7 protein-coding genes are annotated in these 19,267 nt (G+C 41.4%); all 7 read left to right on the top strand.

Annotation, left to right across the window (positions count from 1 at the left end; all coding sequences use genetic code 11):
• Nucleotides 1-173 precede the first annotated feature (173 nt).
• Nucleotides 174-11,480 (top strand): T9SS type A sorting domain-containing protein, encoded by an 11,307-nt coding sequence (locus tag FJ218_04575; protein ID MBM4166181.1) that lies wholly within the window; start codon nt 174-176, stop codon nt 11,478-11,480.
• Between the two features lie 604 nt (nt 11,481-12,084).
• Complete coding sequence (locus FJ218_04580) at nt 12,085-13,200, top strand: glycosyltransferase family 2 protein (GenBank protein ID MBM4166182.1); 1,116 nt, start codon at nt 12,085-12,087, stop codon at nt 13,198-13,200.
• 140 nt (nt 13,201-13,340) lie between these two features.
• Complete coding sequence (locus tag FJ218_04585; GenBank protein MBM4166183.1) at nt 13,341-14,471, top strand: glycosyltransferase family 9 protein; 1,131 nt, start codon at nt 13,341-13,343, stop codon at nt 14,469-14,471.
• A 96-nt stretch (nt 14,472-14,567) separates the two neighbouring features.
• Nucleotides 14,568-16,991, top strand: a complete 2,424-nt coding sequence (locus tag FJ218_04590; GenBank protein ID MBM4166184.1) for a YfhO family protein — start codon at nt 14,568-14,570, stop codon at nt 16,989-16,991.
• Entirely contained in the window at nt 16,988-17,956 is a 969-nt protein-coding gene (locus tag FJ218_04595; GenBank protein ID MBM4166185.1) for a glycosyltransferase family 2 protein, read from the top strand. Before FJ218_04590 ends, FJ218_04595 begins: the two co-directional genes overlap by 4 nt.
• A gap of 53 nt (nt 17,957-18,009) precedes the next feature.
• Nucleotides 18,010-18,738, top strand: a complete 729-nt coding sequence (locus FJ218_04600) for a class I SAM-dependent methyltransferase (GenBank protein ID MBM4166186.1) — start codon at nt 18,010-18,012, stop codon at nt 18,736-18,738.
• 227 nt (nt 18,739-18,965) lie between these two features.
• A partial coding sequence (locus FJ218_04605) for a glycosyl transferase family 1 (GenBank protein MBM4166187.1) occupies nt 18,966-19,267 on the top strand: 302 nt, incomplete at its 3' end.

Below are 19,267 nucleotides of genomic sequence, written 5' to 3' on the forward strand. Positions count from 1 at the left end.
AGGAAACATAAATAGTAATAAAAAGAGGTAAGATATTTTAGTGAATCTTTGAGAATCTCGAGAATAGATGTACCAAATATTTTTTTTGCCGTGATATGAATCAATAGAATTTCTATTATGAATTTCCTATTTTTTACAAGAATTATATATCATCTTTTTCACAAGAGTATTTTATGCGTATTCAAAACTATCTAAAAATATGTTTGGGTCTTTCAATGTTAATTACAATGTCTGTTTTTTCCCAAACTTCAACATCGTGGATTGGAGGAAGCACGAATTGGAGCACTTCGTCTAACTGGACAAACGGCGTTCCCAATTCGGCGGTAGATGCGATTATTGGAGATGCAAGTTTTACAGGTTCCAATCAACCGAACTTAAGCGCGTCCTCATCGTGTAAATCGCTAACTATTGGCAATGGAACGAAAACTTCAACTCTTACATTAGACCAAACGCTTACGGTTTCCGGAAATGTGTTAATAGGAACAAATGGTACAATTAATCATTCCAACGGTGTAACGTTTTCGTTATCAGGCGATTGGACAAAGTACGGAAACTATACTACGTTGAGTACCAGCGACCAAGTAACGTTTAACGGAACAACACAATCCATAAACGGCGGAACGGCGTTTCGAAAACTTACAATCAATGCAGGAAGCACGGTTACGTTGAACGCGAACATTTCTGCGTCAAGAGCCGTGGCGATAAGCGGAACATTCAATCCGAATGAATCTCCAACATATTTGTTCACGGGAAGCAATACATTGACCGTGAACAACGGTGGAAAACTTCTTGTCAAAGCGGAATTGTACTCACAAAATTTTACAGGATTTTCCGGGACAACATTTAATACAGGAAGCACTGTTGAATACGCTTCAACAACAACAAACCAAACAATAAGCAGTTCATACACGTATTCAACACTTCGAATCAGCGGCGCAACAACAAAATCGTTAAGCGCAAACCTCAACGCACTTTCTTCGGTAAATTCTTCCGACGGAAATATCGTCGTTACGGAAGGAACATTCGACCTTTCTTCGTACACAGCCAACAGAGGAACAACGGTTGCCGGCGGAACTCTTACTGTCTCCAATGGAGCAACTCTGAAAGTTGCGGGAACAAAGTCTCTTCCTTCCAATTACGCAACACATTCGTTTGGGGGAACCAGCACGGTTGAATACTCCGGAGCGGACCAAACAATTGATTTAGAATCATTCGGAAATTTATCCTTAAGCAGCAGTGGAGGTTCGGCAATAAAAACGCTTCCTTCGACATCAATGACAATTGGCGGAAATTTTTCGACAAGTATTGGAGGCGGAACAAGCGTATCAGTAATAGCAAATGCGGCTCTAACGATAAACGGAAATGTGTCTCTCGGTTCTTCCACAACTTTTGATGGCAGTTCTTTCACGCATAATATTATAGGGAACTGGACGAACAATGGAACATTTACGGGAAATACGAGCACGATAAATTTTTCCGGAACGAATGCAGTAATTAGCGGAACAGGGAATAATAATTTCAATAATGTCGTAATTTCCGGAAACGGGGTAACTTCAAATTCGGTAACGAATATAAATATTGATGGAAATATTTCCACAAGCGGCACAGGAACATTTTCTCACGCTGCTGGTGACGGAATTCTTACAATGTCCGGCGCATCAAAAACAATTTCCGGAACAGGAATTACGTTTGGAAATCTTACCATCACTAATTCGGTTACGACAACAACCTCATTTTCTATTGCAGGAAACTTCGTTGTGAACGGAACGTTTTCTGCCTCCTTAGGAACAATGACGATAAGTGGGAGTTCAAAATCAATTAGCGGAAGCGGAACAATTACAATGAATGCAATCAATGTTACGGGAACGATTTCTACATCGGCAAGTTTTTCACTCAATTCGTATCTCACGGTGAGTGGTTCTCTCTCCGCAACATCGGGCGCCGTTACGTTTTCTGGAACAACAACTCTTTCGGGAACGGCAAATCTTTTCAATGTTATTTTAAACGGTACAAAACTTCAACTTGGAACCGGATCTGTGTTGGGAGTTGCGGGAAGTTTAACATTGAGCGCGGGAACTTTCGACGTTACCTCTACGACACCAAATACGGTTGATTTCAACTCGACTTCTTCGCAATCAGTGATTGGAACGACATACAACAACGTAAGTTTTTCTGGGAACGCGACAAAAACCGCAGGAAGCGCATTGACGGTGAACGGAGATATTTCGATAAATGCCGGAGCAACATTTAATGCGAGTTTCTATACGCATTCCTTGTATGGAAACTGGACAAACAACGGCACATTTACCGCAAGCACAAGCACGATTCAATTTGTTGGAGGAAACGACGCTGCAATTTCCGGCGCTTCAACATTCAATATTCTTACGGAAAACAAAAATTCTTCTTCAAACAATATTTTATTAAACAGCAACGTATCCGTAGCAACACTCAATATGACCTCGGGAAAAATGACTACGGGAAACAATGCAGTAACCATTACCACGACAAGAACCGGCGGAGGAATAATTTTGGGAACGATTTCACGAACGCATATTTTTTCGAACGGAACTTCGTATGCGTTTGAAGGTCCGTTCAATACGATAACTTTTGCAAGCGGCGGCGCGGGAATTTCTTCGGTAAGCGTTACTGTTACGAGTGGCGCCGTGAGTGATTTTCCGTTTGGCGGTTCTGTTAATCGTGAATATAATGTGAGCGTTACGGGAGGAGCATACAACGCAACATTACGCTTACACTATGATGATGCGGAGTTAAACGGCAATTCCGAAACTGCAATGTCATTATGGAAGTATTCCGGCTCATGGTCAAGCTCGGGAAAAACATCCAACAGTTCAACGGATAATTGGGTTGAACTCAATAGTTTAACGAACATTGGAACACGTTGGACATTATCGGAAGACGTCAATGCGGCGAGATGGAACGGTTCGGTAAGTTCTGCATGGGAAAATGTTTCAAACTGGACTGCAGTACAAGGAGTGCCGTCGCTTCCCCCTTCGGCAAATGATATTGCGCAGTTGGGAACGGTATCATTTGTCAATCAACCGATTATCAGTTCTGCTGTTTCCGTGAAGAGTATAAAATTCGGAAGCGTACAAGCAGCCGTTCTTTCAGTAAATTCCGGTTCACTAACTACTTCGGGAAATATTGGCGGAACGTGGAGCGCCGATGCAGCACATACTATCAGCATCGGTGCGCAATCTATGTCAATTGGCGGAGATATAGATTTGAGTGATGGAACAACCGGTCGAACAATCAGTTTAAGCGCAAGCACAGGAACAATAACAATTTCCGGTTCGCTTACGCAATCGGGAGGAGCAGTGGTTTCGTTCACGGGCGCAGGAAATTTGAATATCGGAAGCAACTATAATTTTTCCAACGGAACTTTTTCTGCGAATACCAGCACTGTAACCTATAATGGTGCAGGTACGCAAACAGTGGCGCCGGTAACATATTATCATCTAACTTTTGATAAAACACTCGGAACAGCAACGCTTTCGTCATCAGCGTCGGTGAATGGGAATTTTACTCTTTCTACCAATGGTACTTTTGAAGCAAATGCAAATCTCATCATCGCAGGAAATGTATCCATTGGCGCTGGCACTACGATGAATGGGAATGGTTCTACTATTTCGGTTGGCGGGGATTGGACAAACAACGGAACATTTACTGCAAGTACGGGAACTGTTGTTTTTAACGGAAGCAGCAGTCAAGCAGTTTCTACAACAACATTCAATAATCTTACTGTGAATAAAACCGCTGGAATACTTTCTCCTTCGGGAAATTTAACCGTGAATGGTGATTTTTCATTTTCTAACGGAACAGTTAACCTTGCCTCGTATTCTCTCTCCAGAAGTTCCATTGGCGGCACATTTTCTCTTGCTTCGGGAACAACTTTGAACGTCGGGGGCGCGAATAATTTTCCTTCCAATTTTGCAACGAATAGTTTAGCAAGTTCAAGCACGGTGGAATACAACAGCACAGTTTCGCAATCCGTTGCGGCTATGACGTATGGAAATCTTTCGTTTTCCAATGGTGGAAGCAATGCAAAAACATTATTGGGATCTTCGACCGTTGCAGGTAACTTTGTGATAAACTCCGGAGCATCGTTCAATGCAGGTTCGTATTCGCTTTCAATACAGGGAAACTGGTCAAATAACGGAACGTTTACACCATCAACAAGTAGTATTGCGCTTAGCGGAACTTCGAAAACATTGAATGGAAATTCTACGTTCAACAATTTAAATGTTACTGGAGTTTATACTGCTACGGATAACGTTACCGTGAACGGAACAATGGATAATGACGGAACATTTACGACGGGAAATACAACGTTTGTTTCATCGGGAGATTTTTTAAATTCCGGCAATTTTTCGAACAGCGGAACCGTTACGTTTTCTGGCACTAATGCGCAAACGATTGTCTTAAATTCCGGTTTCACAAGTTCCGGAACAGTTAATTTTAACGGAACAAGCGCGCCCACGATGAGTGGAACATCTTCGCCAAATTTAACAAACGTCAACATCAATAACACCAGCGGCGTTGCTGTCGAAGTGAATTGGACTATTGGCGGTAATTTTTCTGTTGGAAGCGGAACAACATTTTCCGGCGGAAGTTCATCGCACACGTTTCAAAGTAATTTTACGAACAACGGAACAGTAACAAGTAATGGAACAATCAATTTTTCGCCCACGGGTTCGGTAACGCTTACACTTTTGGGAACTTCTTTTTCTAGCGCGGGAACTGTTAATTTCTCAGGAATAGGATTAATCGCATTAACCGGGGGAAATCCGAATTTCGCACAAGTCAATGTTTCCAACACGAATATTTCAGGCATCGTACTTGTTTCCAATTGGAACGCAAGCGGAAGTGTAACGATTGAAAACGGTGCGTTGTTGAATGCCGGCTCCAATTTAACGCATACGATTTCCGGAAATTTCACGAACAACGGAACATTTACCGCAAATTCTTCTACGATTGTCTTAAACAGCGGAACAAGCGCAAATATTACCGGAACAAGCACAACAACGTTTAATAACATAACGATTGCAGGAGCGATTGATGCCGTTGTTGATTTCAATGTCGTTGGAAATTTTACGAACAATGGAACGTTTAATGCTGCCGGAACTACCGTTACGTTTTCTGGTTCTTCTCCTTCAATCATTTCGGGAAGCACTTCTCCGACGCAGTTTTACAATCTTGATATTTCAAAAACTTCCTCGTCGGTTACGTTGAATGTTCCTCTTACCGGAATCTCATCGCTTAATGTTTCGAACGGAACATTTGACATTTCTTCATTCACTGTTTCGCAAAGCGGAAGTGGAACGTTAACGTTAGCTTTAGGAACATTCCTGAAAATAGGAGGAACAAATTCTCTTCCAACTTTTGATACGTACGCGTTGAGCAATAACAGTACTGTCGAATATTATGGAACAGGAACACAAATAATTTCTGCTGTTAATTATGGAAATCTGACGAGCAGTAATTCTGGAAATCGAATTCTCGCATCGAGCGGAACAATCGGTATTGCAAGAACATTTACACCCGGAACAAATTCATACACCGTTACTGGAAGCACAATAGATTTTAACGGAAGTGAAGCGCAAACAATTCCGCTATTCCATTACAATAATCTTACGAGCAGCAACTCCGGAAACCGAATTCTTGCATCGAGTGGAACAATCGGTATTGCGGGAACATTTGCACCGGGAACAAATTCGTACACCATCACCGGAAGCACGATAGATTTCAACGGCAACGGAGCGCAAACAATTCCGGGGTTTGTATTCAATAATTTTTCTACAAGCGGAAGCGGTACAAAAACTCTTTCGGCAAATACGACGGTGAATGGAACAATAGCGCTCACTTCTGGAAGTTTCGATGTTGCTACTTTTATATTAACAGCAAAAGGAGATGTGGAAAACGATGATGCGGTTGTCGGTTCGGGAAAAATTTTATTGAGCGGAAGTACCGCGGCACATTCTCTTTCAGGAAATGGTTCGTTCACAAATCTTGAATTGAACGATGCAAACGGCGCAACGTTCTCTTCTGACGTTACCGTGAACGGAACGATGACAATGATGAACGGTAATATCACGACCAATGCCAACAAACTTGTTATGTCATCTTCGGGAAATCTTTCACGAACAAGCGGGCATATCATTGGTAATTTGCAAAAAAATATTCCAACAGGTTCTCCTTCCGTTTCGTTTGAAATCGGTGATGCAACATACTATACGCCTGCAACAATAACGTTTGCAAACGTAACTTCTTCAGGAAATTTGACAATGAAAACAACGCCAAACGACCATTCCGACATTGCAAATTCCGGAATAAAAACCGAGAAAAGCGTCAACCGTTTCTGGACGCTCACGAACAATGGAACTATTTTTGACTCGTACAACGCAGTGTTTAATTACGTAGCAAACGATGTTGACGCGGGTTCCAACACCAATTTCTTTATTGCAAAAAATTACAACGGCGTTTTATGGTCTTCTGTTTTCCTGGGAACTGTTACCGCTACTTCGGCGCAAATTTCGAACGTAACTTCGTTCGGCGATTTTCAAATCGGCGAATCAACGAACAATCCTGTTCCTTCGATTACTACCATTTCTCCGACAAATAAAAATGTTGGCGGTTCCGGATTTATGCTAACAGTAACGGGAAATAATTTTGTCTTCGGTTCTGTTATTCGTTTCAACGGAAGCGACAGAACAACAACGTACACAAGCGTTACTGAAATTTCTGCACCAATTCTTGCGAGCGATTTGGATAGTGCGGGAACGTTTTACATTACTGTTTTTAACCCCGCGCCCGCAGGCGGAACTTCGAATGCGGAGCCATTTACCGTCAATGGCGGAACAATCAGCGGAACAGTGTTCGACGATGTTGATGGAAACGGAATAAAAGATGTTGGCGAATCAGGACTTCAAAACTGGAAAATAAAAATTTCTGGCGCAGGCGTTGATTCGCAACTTACGGATATTTCTGGAAATTACTCTTTTTCGGATTTACATTCCGGAACATTTTCCGTTTCAGAAGAATTGCAAAACGGATGGATTCAAATAATGCCAAGTTCTCCATCGTCATATTCAATTTCACTCGGCGGCGCAACGATAAATTTTTCGGGAAATAATTTCGGGAATTTTCATCTCGGAACAATTAGCGGAACAACATTCAATGACTTAGATGGCGACGGAACAAAAGATATCGGCGAACCCGGTTTGGAAAGTTGGAGAATGCGTCTTGCTGGACCAGTAACAGATTCAATGTTCACGGATGCGAACGGAAATTATTCGTTCGGCAACATAACCGTTGGAAATTATACAATCACGGAAGCGTTGCAAAACGGATGGATTCACACAATTCCTGTTTCTCCTTCGTCGTATTCGATTTCGGTTTCGAGCGGAACCAATGCAACGAATAGAGATTTCGGAAATTATCAGATAAGTTCTATCAGCGGAAATGTATTTAACGATTTAGATGGAGACGGAACGAAAGACCTTGGTGAACCTGGACTTTCCAATTGGAAAATAAAAATCAGTGGCGCGGCAAGCGATTCTGTCTATACCAATGCAAGCGGAAATTTTTCGTTCAATAATTTGTTGGCGGGAAATTATACGTTGTTTGAAGACCTGCAAAGCGGATGGAAGCAAACGATTCCTGTATCGCCAACGAGTTATCCGATACTTATTACGAGCGGAACCAATGCAACGAATAGAGATTTCGGGAATTTTCAACTTGTGGGAATCAGCGGAACAACATTCAACGACGAAAACGGAAATGGTCTGAAAGATGCGGGTGAATCGGGGCTCTCGAACTGGAAAATAAAACTTTCCGGCGCAAAGGTTGATTCGCAACTTACCGACGGAAACGGAAATTATGCGTTCACCAATTTAGTTTCGGGAAATTATTCCCTGAGTGAAGTGGCGCAAAACGGATGGATTCAAACGCACCCATCGTCGCCGGGAACATATTCGTTTTCGGTTTCGAGCGGAACAAATTATCCGAATACGAATTTCGGAAATTATCAACTTGCAGGTATTAGCGGGCAAGTGTTCGATGACGTCAACGGAAACGGGAGTAAAGATGACGGTGAAAACGGATTGCAAAACTGGAAAATAAAAATCAGTGGCGTTGCAACGGATTCCGTATTTACCAATGCGAGTGGAAATTTTTCGTTCACGAATTTACTTGCGGGAAATTATACGGTGAGTTTTGTGATACAAAGCGGATGGATACAAACAATGCCAATTGCGCCGGGAACATATTCGCTGACAATTACAAGCGGACAAAATGCAACAGCAAAAGATTTCGGCGCGTTTCAACTTGGAACTATCAGTGGAACGAAATTTTTAGATGCCGATGGCGACGGAGTGAAAGATCTTGGAGAAAGCGGTATCGTGAACTGGAAAATAAAAATTTCTGGCGCAAAGAACGATTCTGTTCTTACGGATGCAAACGGAAATTTTTCATTCACGAGTTTAAACGTTGGAAATTATTCCGTGAGTGAAGTGGCGCAAAACGGATGGTTGCAAACGCTTCCTGTTTCGGGAGGTTCATATTCCGTAACGATTACGAGCGGAACAAATGCTACGGGAAAAAATTTCGGAAATTTTCAATATGGAATTTTGAGCGGTCAAACATTTAACGACGCGGATGGCGACGGAGTGAAAGATCTTGGAGAAAGCGGTATCGTGAACTGGAAAATAAAAATTTCTGGCGCAAAGAACGATTCTGTTCTTACGGATGCAAACGGAAATTATATGTTCAGTACGCTCACGTATGGAAATTATACCGTAAGCGAAGTTCAGCAAATTGGATGGTCGCAAACATTTCCCGTTGCAGGAACATATTCCATTTCTGTTGCAAGTGGAAGCGTTTTTTCGGGAAAGGATTTTGGTAATTTCCAACATCCGGTAATCGGCGGAATGAAATTTAATGACATCAATGGAAATGGAATTAAAGAGGAAAACGAATCGGGACTGGCAAACTGGAAAATAAAAATTTCCGGTCCGGAGAATGATTCGATGTTCACTGATGCGGGAGGAAACTATTTGTTTTCCGATTTATCAGCAGGAACGTACACGATTAGCGAGGTTCAGCAAAACGGATGGACGCAAACGTACCCACTTTCAACAACGTATACCGTTTCACTTTCTTCCGGAGTAAATACAACCGGAAAAGATTTTGGGAATTTTAAACTCGGAACGATTTCCGGAATTTTATTTAATGATTACAACGGCAACGGAATTCGCGAAGGCGGCGAAAGCGGTATTGTAAGTTGGAAAATATATTTGTACAAGACCGATACGCTAACGCTCATTGATTCTGCAATTACATCAGATGAAGGATATACTTTCGCAAACGTAACCGTCGGAACGTATTATGTTCGGGAGAAAGTGCAAAGTGGATGGATGCAAACGTCGGCACATCCTTCGGCAATTATCATTACGAGCGGAACAAATTCCGCGAGCAATAATTTCGGAAACTTTCAATTGGGAAATATCGGCGGAATGAAATTCAGCGATGCAAACGGTAACGGTGCTAAGGATGTTGGTGAAATCGGTTTGCAAAATTGGGTGATAAAAATTTCCGGACAAAAAAACGATTCGGTAATTACGGATGCAAACGGAAATTATCTGTTTTCAGGTTTATCTGCGGGAACGTACACGGTGAGTGAAGTTGCACAAAGCGGATGGACGCAAACGATGCCGTCGTTTCCGGGAACATATTTCGTTACGATAACTTCGGGTTTCGGTGCAACGGGAAAAGATTTCGGTGATGTGCAACTGGGAAGTATCAGCGGGCAAAATTTTAACGATTCCGATGGTGATGGAATGAAAGATGCAGGCGAAGTTGGACTTCAAAACTGGAAAATAAAACTTTCGGGAGGCAAATCAGATTCTGCATTAACCGACGTGAACGGAAATTATTCATTCATCAATTTATTACCGGGCGCATACATCTTACAGAGAGAACAGCAAAGCGGATGGTTAATTACCGCGCCGGTAAATCCATCTTTGTATGTTGTGTTTCTCTCTACGGGACAAAGCGCCACAAATTATGACTTCGGAAATTTTCAATACGGAACAATTAGCGGAACAACGTTTGACGATGCGAACGGAAACGGGACGCGCGATGTTGGAGAACAATCGCTCGATAGTTTTTACGTGAGTATTTCCGGCGCGCAATCGGATACCGTGATGACGGATTCAAGCGGAAACTATGTATTCTCGGAACTTACACCGGGAACATATACGGTTTCGGAAATTTCTCGTGTTGGATGGGCGCAAACATATCCGACAAATCCGAACACGTATTCCGTTGTTATGACCAGCGGAGGAATTTTTACGGGAAAAGATTTCGGGAATTACAATGGCTCGTTGAAGTTCCGTACGTTTACTATTTCGGAAATAACCGGAAAAGCCGCCAAGTTGAAGTTCGGGAAAAATGATGTTCTTAAAGAATTACCGAATCAGATGACGGCGGTTGCGAATGTGTTTGTAAAAATCGGAAAATCGGGAGCGACGTTTTTAGGTCTTGCTCAAACAGAAAAAGATTCTGCGAAAAAATACGGATGGATTCACTACAAAAATGCAGCCGCGATCGTAAAACTTTATACATCATCGCATTCGGGAACGGCGTATCCAATTGATTATCTACGTATTCCCGGGAAAAAGAATAAAAAATTAAGCAAAGCAATAAATGCAAGCAGAATGCAATACGATAATTCTGCGTGGGAGCAAGGCGTTTTGTTTAATTTAAATTTGAAAGCGAGTGAGAAGAAAGTAACACCGGAATACTTTGGCGATTTATTGTTAGATACAACGTTTATATTGATGGGAAAACAGTTATACGGAATGTCGCTGACGAACATGGGAAAATATCTTGATAGCATTATGACATATTATGAAAAATTCGGAGTAACAAACGATGCGGCGTATGACGAAGTGAGGTTGTTTGTTAGCAAAGTACTGAAACCTATCAACGCTGGATTTGCAACAACGTTCAGTATTTCCAATAGTTGGATAGACACAACGAAAGTAAAAAATCAGCGGCTTGCGTATGAGATAACCTTGTTAGGAATTAAAACTGCGGGGAACGTTGGAATTGTAAAACAGTTGCCGACAAAACCGAATGATGAAAACATTGGAATTGGCGAGTATGATTATTTTCCGTCGGGAATATCGCTGGAGCAAAACTATCCGAATCCGTTTAATCCGACAACAACGATTCGATTTGAAATTCCCGTAGGGGCAATTCATGAATTGCCCTTACAAACAACGTTGAAAGTGTACGATGTTCTTGGAAGAGAAGTTGCAACGTTATTAAACAACGAACCAATGGAAGAAGGCGAACACGAAGTTCAGTTCGATGCAAACGGATTAACGAGCGGTGTGTATTTCTATCGTCTTCAAACGGAAAATATTGTTCAAACGCGAAAGATGATTCTTCTGAAATAGCAAAGCATTCCTTGGTGTTGATTCTATACAAGAATTTACGGTGCTGAATCGTTTGCGTTCATTCCGTTAGGGCACCGCTCCTGCGACTTGTTGATGAAACTTTTGGAGCATCACTCGCATATTTCTTGAATCGAATGTAAGAAATTGTTGTTCGTTTATTGTAGAATCCTCGTATGAAAAAGTGAGTGAAAGTTAAAAATCGTGTGGTGAAAATACGGGGTAGTTGGGGAAAATAGTAGAGAAGTAGAAATTTCCCCTCCGTCTTTTCTCCCCGAATAAATTTCAGTATCTTTTGCCCGTGTCAATAGAAAACGGAGAAAAAATCCAACAACCGAGCCCTTCAGATTTCGATGCAAAACAAATGCTGCGCGAAAATTCATTTCCATCGGAAAAGCCCGCTGCAAAACAGATAGTCAACGACAATTCTGAAAGCAATCTTGCTTCAGAAGAGGAACGCACAAATCCTCTTCCATTGGCACAGGAGGAACAACCACGAGAAACAGAGACGAAAAAAGAAATACCGTGGGAACAGCGTATTCAACGAAGGGAACAAAGAAATTATGAAAAAACAAAGTCTCAGCAACAAGAAAAACGAAAACCATCAATGCAAGAGTTAGAAAAAGAAATACAGCAACGACAAGAAAAACGAGATGAGCCGCGGGAACGATTTCAAAAACCGCGACGCGAAGACCGACGCGACGAACGAAAAGACTATCGGAGAGATGAACGAAGAAACGGGAAAGATTTTCGAGAGCAACGCGAACGACAGCAACAGGAACGACAACGCAACAACGAATTTTCCATTTCCGTTGTCATTCCGCTATTCAACGAAGAAGAATCGCTCCGGGAACTTTCATCGAAACTGAAAGAAACACTTTCTTCATTCAATCGTTACGAAATTATTTTTATTGACGATGGAAGTACCGACAATTCTGCAAACATTTTGCGACAATTGCGAAATCAAGATCACCATATTAAGTATATCCGTTTTCGTCGCAACTATGGAAAATCTGCCGCGCTCTCCGTTGGTTTTGAACATGCCAAAGGCGACATCGTAATTACGATGGATGCAGATTTGCAAGACGAACCTTCAGAAATTCCGAAACTCATTTCGAAAATTAAAGAAGGAAACGATTTAGTTTCCGGTTGGAAGAAAAAACGTTATGACCCGGTTTCCAAAACCGCGCCATCGAAGTTTTTTAATTTCATAACGTCGTTGATGTCGGGTGTACATTTGCACGATTTCAATTGCGGACTGAAAGCGTACAAAAGCGAAGTCGCAAAATCGCTTGAGATTTACGGAGAACTGCATCGGTATATTCCCGTGCTTGCTTTCCGCAATGGCTATAAAGTTACGGAAGAGGTCGTTGTTCATCGTCCGAGAAAATTCGGGAAATCGAAATTCGGCGCATCGAGATTTTGGCGCGGCTTTTTCGATTTGCTTACGGTGTTATTTACGACAAAATATTTTCGCCGTCCGTTGCATTTCTTCGGAACAATGGGGGCAATATCCACAACGCTTGGTTTTATCATCAATGCAAAACTGACTTACGATTGGTTTCACAACGAACCGCTCAGTAATCGTCCCCTTCTTTTTGTAGGAATTTTGCTGATGATAGTCGGCGTTCAGTTATTTTCCACCGGTCTTATCGGCGATATGATTACGAAATCACACTCATCCTCACCGAGGGAGTACGCAATACGGGAAAAGCATTTGTAAAGAGTAAATTGATTAAAGAACGAAAAGCGATTCGAGTAATTGAGTCGCTTTTTCTTTTCCTTCAACAAAATTTTTCAGTATTTTTTGCACCATTAAAATACAATTGAAAACGTACTCCGTTTAAATTATAGCGTTCATTGATGCCACATCGTAATTCTCCGATTTCGCTTTCTTCTTTAAAAACCGATTGCAGGTTTTTTCGCGGCGACGTTCCGTGTAAACCGCATAAACAATTCGGCGTACATTGTTTTAACGAAAAAGGAAAAATTTGCTCGCACTATCAGCCAACAACGGAAAACATTCTCATTATCAAACTTGGCGCAATTGGGGATGTCATTCGCACAACGCCGTTGCTTCATTTGATCAAAAAGAAATTTCCCGGCGCAAAAATTTGGTGGCTTACACTCACGCCGGAAGTTGTTCCTTCGTTTGTTGATGTTGTATTGAAATGGAATCACGCAAGTTTAATTACGCTGCAACAAATTCCGTTCAGCAGAATTTACAATTATGATAAAGACAGAGAAGCATCCGCGCTTGCAGGTTCTCTTTCTGCGAAAAAGAAATTCGGGTTTGTGTTGAAGAATGGAATTCCATCACCGGCAAATAAATTTGCCGAGCAGAAATATTTCACCGGCATTTTCGATGACGTGAACAAAGCAAACACGAAAAGTTATCTCGAAGAATTATTTGAAATCGCAGGAGAAAAATTTTCCGGCGAAAAATACATTCTCGATAATTTTGCAAGCGATGGTTACCAATGGAATTTTCCAAAAGGGAAAAAAATCATCGGCTTAAATACCGGTTGCGGCGGACGATGGACTTCGCGTTTATGGGCGAACGAAAACTGGATTTCTCTTGCAAAGAATTTGAAAAAAGCAGGATACGTTCCGCTCTTGCTTGGCGGTGAACAAGAACACGAAAAGAATTTGTCGCTCGCAAAAAAATCCGGCGCATTGTATCTCGGACATTTTCCGTTGCGACAATTTATCAATCTCGTAGCGCAATGCGATTTGGTTGTAACCGCAGTAACAATGGCAATGCACATTTCGCTTGCGTTAAATAAGAAAATCGTGTTGTTCAATAACATTTTCAACAAACACGAATTTGAATTGTACGGTTTGGGAGAAATACTCGAACCTGATTTTGATTGCGAATGCTTTTTTTCTCCGACGTGCCCGAATAATTGTATGCACTATCTTTCTGTTGAACGCGTGAATGATTCAGTACTTCGTTTGATCAATTCCAAAACACCAAAACCAAATTTCAAATAAAGTTCAAAACACTAATGACCAAATGTATTCAAGTTGGAATTTAAACTTTGGATTTTATTTGTCATTTGGAATTTGACATTTGTATTTTCCCCACTGATGGCAAAACAAGATAAAAAGAAAACTACCCAGCAACCGATTCGTCAAGAAAATACATTTTCTTTTCTACAAGATTGGCATTGTCTTTCCTTGCTCGCGCTGTTTGTCGTTATATTTTTTCATCAAGTAATTTTCGGAACATCATTTTTCTGGGAAGATTTTCTCTTCTATTTTTATCCGGTTCGGAATTTTGCAACCGTATCGCTTTCCAACGGAGAAATTCCGTTGTGGAATCCCTTCACCTTTGGCGGAACGCCATTTCAAGCGGATATTCAAACAACCGTCTTTTACCTTCCGAATTGGCTTCTCATTCCATTCGTCTCCGATGGAACATTGAATGCGTGGTATAATGAAATGCTCATCATTGCACATTTTTTTCTCGCGGGCGTAACGATGTTTTATTGTGCAAAATCTTTTGGGCTCGCACGCATTCCCGCCGCGTTCAGCGCGCTTGCATATATGCTTTCCGGCTTCGCAATTGTACACACAATACATCAAGTAGTGATTGCACAAGTCGCGTGGTTTCCGCTGATTGTATTTCTTTTCAAAAGAACATTCGAAGAACGTTCGCTTCTTTGGATGGTTCTCTGCGGGTTTATCCTTTCGCTTGCCGTACTTGGAGGACATCCGCAATTCACGTTGTATTTTTTCTTTTTCCTTTTCATTTTTTTTCTCTTTGAAATTTACAACACCATTCGCGATGCGCAATTCAACGCGCAGCCATTCCCCGCGAACATAATTTTTCAAACATCCGTTCTCGCCGCGGGCGTAATTCTTATCTCCATCGGACTTTCCGCAATTCAACTTTTGCCGACATTCGAACTTGCCAATCTTTCTGTTCGCGAAGAAATTACATACGCTAAATCATCCGAAGGACAACTTTCGTGGCAACAGTTGTTCACGCTTCTCATTCCTAAATTTTTCGGAACGGCGAATCATCTGCTCGCTGATAATCCGCTTCGGTATTGGGGACCGCAATCGTACTGGAACTTTTGGGAAACGTGTATTTATGTTGGCGTTGGCGTTCTTGCGCTTGCCTTGTTGTCGTTTTCACTTTTTAAAAGACAACGCTATGTCGCATTTTTTATTTGCTACGCTACCTTTGCGCTGTTGTACGCTCTCGGAGATAATTTTTTCGTGCATAAAATTTTCTACGAAGTTATGCCCGGCTTTGATAAATTCCGTTCGATGGGGCGATGGGGATTTTTCTTCACGTTTTCCTTTGCGCTGTTAAGCGGATTTGGTTTGCAGCAAATTCTTTCACGCAATAAAGAAATTACAATTTTCCCGAAAATTATTTTTTCTCTTGCGGGAATTTTGCTCCTTGTAATAATTTCAATTAAAACAAATCTACTCGACGGATTTATTGGTTGGCAAGCGCGAACCGGCGGATTGAAAAATCTTTCGCCGCAAGAATCATTTTCCCTTGCGTTTCTCGTTGCGCAATCGCAAGCAATCGGTTCGTTAATCATTGCACTGTTGTGCTGCGCTGTTCTATTCTTACTTTGGAAAAAAAACACATCACGGTTTTTCATTGCGTTACTCTTTGTTCTTCAGTTTATTGATTTTGCCGTTTTCGGATTTCTGCAAAACAATGGTAAAACTTCTCCGAAACAATATTTTACACAACGTGAACGGCTTGTAAGTTTTCTGAAAGAAGAAGGAAAAAAAAATTATTTTCGTGTCAATGCCCGTAACCGCGGAACAGTAATTATTGACCGCAATCAAGGAATGCTCGACCAAATTTTTCTGATGGAAGGATATACGCCGCTTGCGTTACAACGAGTTCTCCCGCCTGTTGCAAATCCCGATGATGGTTATCGTCTACTCAACACACGATTTCGCGTTAAGATAGATACGGTGATGGTCGGAACGCAGGGGCGCCCGCAAATGCGTTTCGTGAACGATTCCATTTTTTTTCCGCGCGCTTTTTTTGTGTACAAATCGCGTGTATTTTCTTCTGAACACGATGAAAGTCTTTTTGTTGCAAGCAAAAATTTTAGCCCGCGAGAACATGTTGTGCTTACCGAATCGCCGAATGTAACAATCGAAGATTCTTCGCAACAAGGCGATTGGAACGCAACAATTGAATCGTATTCCAATAATTCTTTCACGGTAAAAGTTGAAACCCCGAAAAAAGGATTCCTTGTTTTAAGTGAAATTTTTTATCCCGGATGGAATGCATACGTAGATGGAAAACAAACAAAAGTATATCGCGCAGACTGGAGTTTGCGTGCGCTTGTTGTAGAAAAAGGCGAACATACTATCGAAATGAAATTTGAACCCGAGCCATTTTACAGCGGAATGAAAATTTCGCTTGCAACATTACTCCTTTGTGTCGCTATCGGTGGATTCGATTATTATCGAAAACGAACATCAATCGGGAAACAAAACTCAAATCCCAAATCTCACAACGAACAATGATTTCCATCGTCATTCCACTCTACAACGAACAAGAAACAATTCCCGAACTTCATCGCAGATTAACCGAAGCAATGAAGAACGTGAATATTCCGTACGAAATTATTTGGGTGAACGATAACAGTAAAGATAATTCGCTGAACGTAATGAAATCGTTTGCTGAAAAAGATGCGCACGTAAAAGTTCTTGACCTCGCGCGGAATTTTGGACATCAAGTTGGTATTACAGCGGGAATTGATTCCGCAATCGGTGATGCGGTAATTTTGATGGACGGAGATTTACAAGACCCGCCGGAACTTCTTCCTGAAATGATTGCAAAATGGCAAAGCGGTTTTGAAGTCGTGTACACAATGAAAAAAAGCCGCAAAGAAAACGCGCTCAAACGTTTTGCATTTCACTCGTTTTATGAATTAATGCAGCGATTTTCTTCCATTCCGATTCCGATGGAAGCAGGAAATTTTTCGTTGCTCGATAGAAAAGTTGTTTCCGTGTTGCAATCTATGCCGGAACGCAATCGCTACATTGCGGGGATGCGCGCGTGGGTTGGATTTCGGCAAACAGGAATTTGGTTCGATAGAGAAGCGCGATTTGCCGGAAAACCGCAAATGACAATTTCGCGTTTGATAAATTTTGCGCTCGATGGATTATTTTCATTTTCCAATGCGCCGCTTCGGCTCGCAACGTATGTCGGTTTTGGTTCTGCGTTTATTGCATTTCTCGGAATGTTGTACGTTCTCTACGCAAAACTTTTTACTCAACAGGCATTACTCGGCTGGGCTTCGACAATCCTTTCCATTCTATTTATTGGCGGTATGATTCTTCTCACGCTTGGTATTATTGGCGAATATGTCGGTCGAATTTATGACGAAGTGAAACAACGACCATTGTATGTGATTCGTGAGAAAATTGGTTTTGGAAAAGCAGGGAGTTCGGAGCAGGGTGCGCGGAGCATAGAGCATAGAGCATAGAGTTTTCCGTTTCATCTATTCCCATTACCCAAATCCCAAATCCCACATCATAAATGGAAGAATTTCTTTATCCTCATTTCTACAAAATTGAAAACGAGCATTGGTGGTTTGCGGCGCGTCAGAAAATTTTGTGGAACTTCATTTCGAAAAATTTTTCTCTCAAGTCATCATCTAAAATACTTGATGTTGGTTGTGGAACCGGCGCAATACTCGATACGTTTTCAAAACATTTCGATGCGTACGGACAAGATGTTTCGCAGCAAGCGGTTGATTTTTGTAAACAGCGCGGATTAAAAAATGTGTTCCGCGGATTTTTGAATGAACTTCCCTCGTACTTAAACAATTTCGATTTAGTTACTGCGTTTGATGTCGTGGAACATATTGACGATGATATTGGCGTATTGAAACAAATGAGTGCATTGCTGATGCCGAACGGAAAAGTTCTTGTAACCGTTCCGGCATTTCAGATTTTGTGGGGAGCGCACGACGTAGTAACACACCACAAACGACGCTACACAAAACGGTTGCTTCATTCCGTGTTTAACCAAGCAGGATTAGAAATTGAGCGCTCGTCCTATTTCAATTTCTTTTTATTTCCTGTTGCTGTCGCGCGGAGAATTCAAGCGAAGATTACGAACGTGGATGAAGCGAAAGATTTGGATATGCCTTCGCCGCTTGTGAATCAAATCCTTCGTTCTGTGTTTGAAACGGAAAAATTTATTCTTCCCACGTTCAATTTTCCCATTGGTTTATCACTCATTGCCATTGGAAAGAGAAAATGATTTCTTGTTACGAATATGAGCAATTTCATTTCTTCAAAATCATCAATGATTTTGCTGTACGAAGTAAGAATCCTAAAGGATTCTCTCGTTAAAACCCAATTTATGGCTTGGAGTAAAAAGAGAGAATATGCTGTCATTTCAAAAAGATGTATTTCCGTAACATCGGTTACAAAAAAACAAGTGTGTAATTACCGATTTCTCTTGTAAACCGGCAAACCAACCAACGAATGAACGTCATCATCATCGGAACTGCTTATCCGCTTCGCGGGGGAATTGCGCATTACGTGGCACTGCTCGCAAAATATTTATTGAAGGCAAACCACAACGTTGAAATTATTTCCTTCAAGCGTCAGTATCCAAAAATTTTATTTCCCGGAAAAACACAAGTTGAAAATTCTGCGACCGGTGCAGAAAGTGGAGAAGAATTATTTTCCGTCAAAGCAGAAATGTTGATTGATTCGATTAATCCTTTCAATTGGATATCCGTGGGAAATGAAATTCGAAAACGAAAACCGGATTTAATTTTATT

This window comes from Ignavibacteria bacterium (assembly GCA_016873775.1).
Lineage (GTDB): Bacteria > Bacteroidota > Ignavibacteria > UBA10030 > F1-140-MAGs086 > JAGXRH01.

Bases quoted from the DNA above. Each gene is read 5' to 3' on its own strand.
- FJ218_04575 (MBM4166181.1), top strand. From the start codon at position 174: ATGCGTATTCAAAACTATCTAAAAATATGTTTGGGTCTTTCAATGTTA.
- FJ218_04580 (MBM4166182.1), top strand. From the start codon at position 12,085: ATGCAAGAGTTAGAAAAAGAAATACAGCAACGACAAGAAAAACGAGAT.
- FJ218_04585 (MBM4166183.1), top strand. From the start codon at position 13,341: ATGCCACATCGTAATTCTCCGATTTCGCTTTCTTCTTTAAAAACCGAT.
- FJ218_04590 (MBM4166184.1), top strand. From the start codon at position 14,568: ATGGCAAAACAAGATAAAAAGAAAACTACCCAGCAACCGATTCGTCAA.
- FJ218_04595 (MBM4166185.1), top strand. From the start codon at position 16,988: ATGATTTCCATCGTCATTCCACTCTACAACGAACAAGAAACAATTCCC.
- FJ218_04600 (MBM4166186.1), top strand. From the start codon at position 18,010: ATGGAAGAATTTCTTTATCCTCATTTCTACAAAATTGAAAACGAGCAT.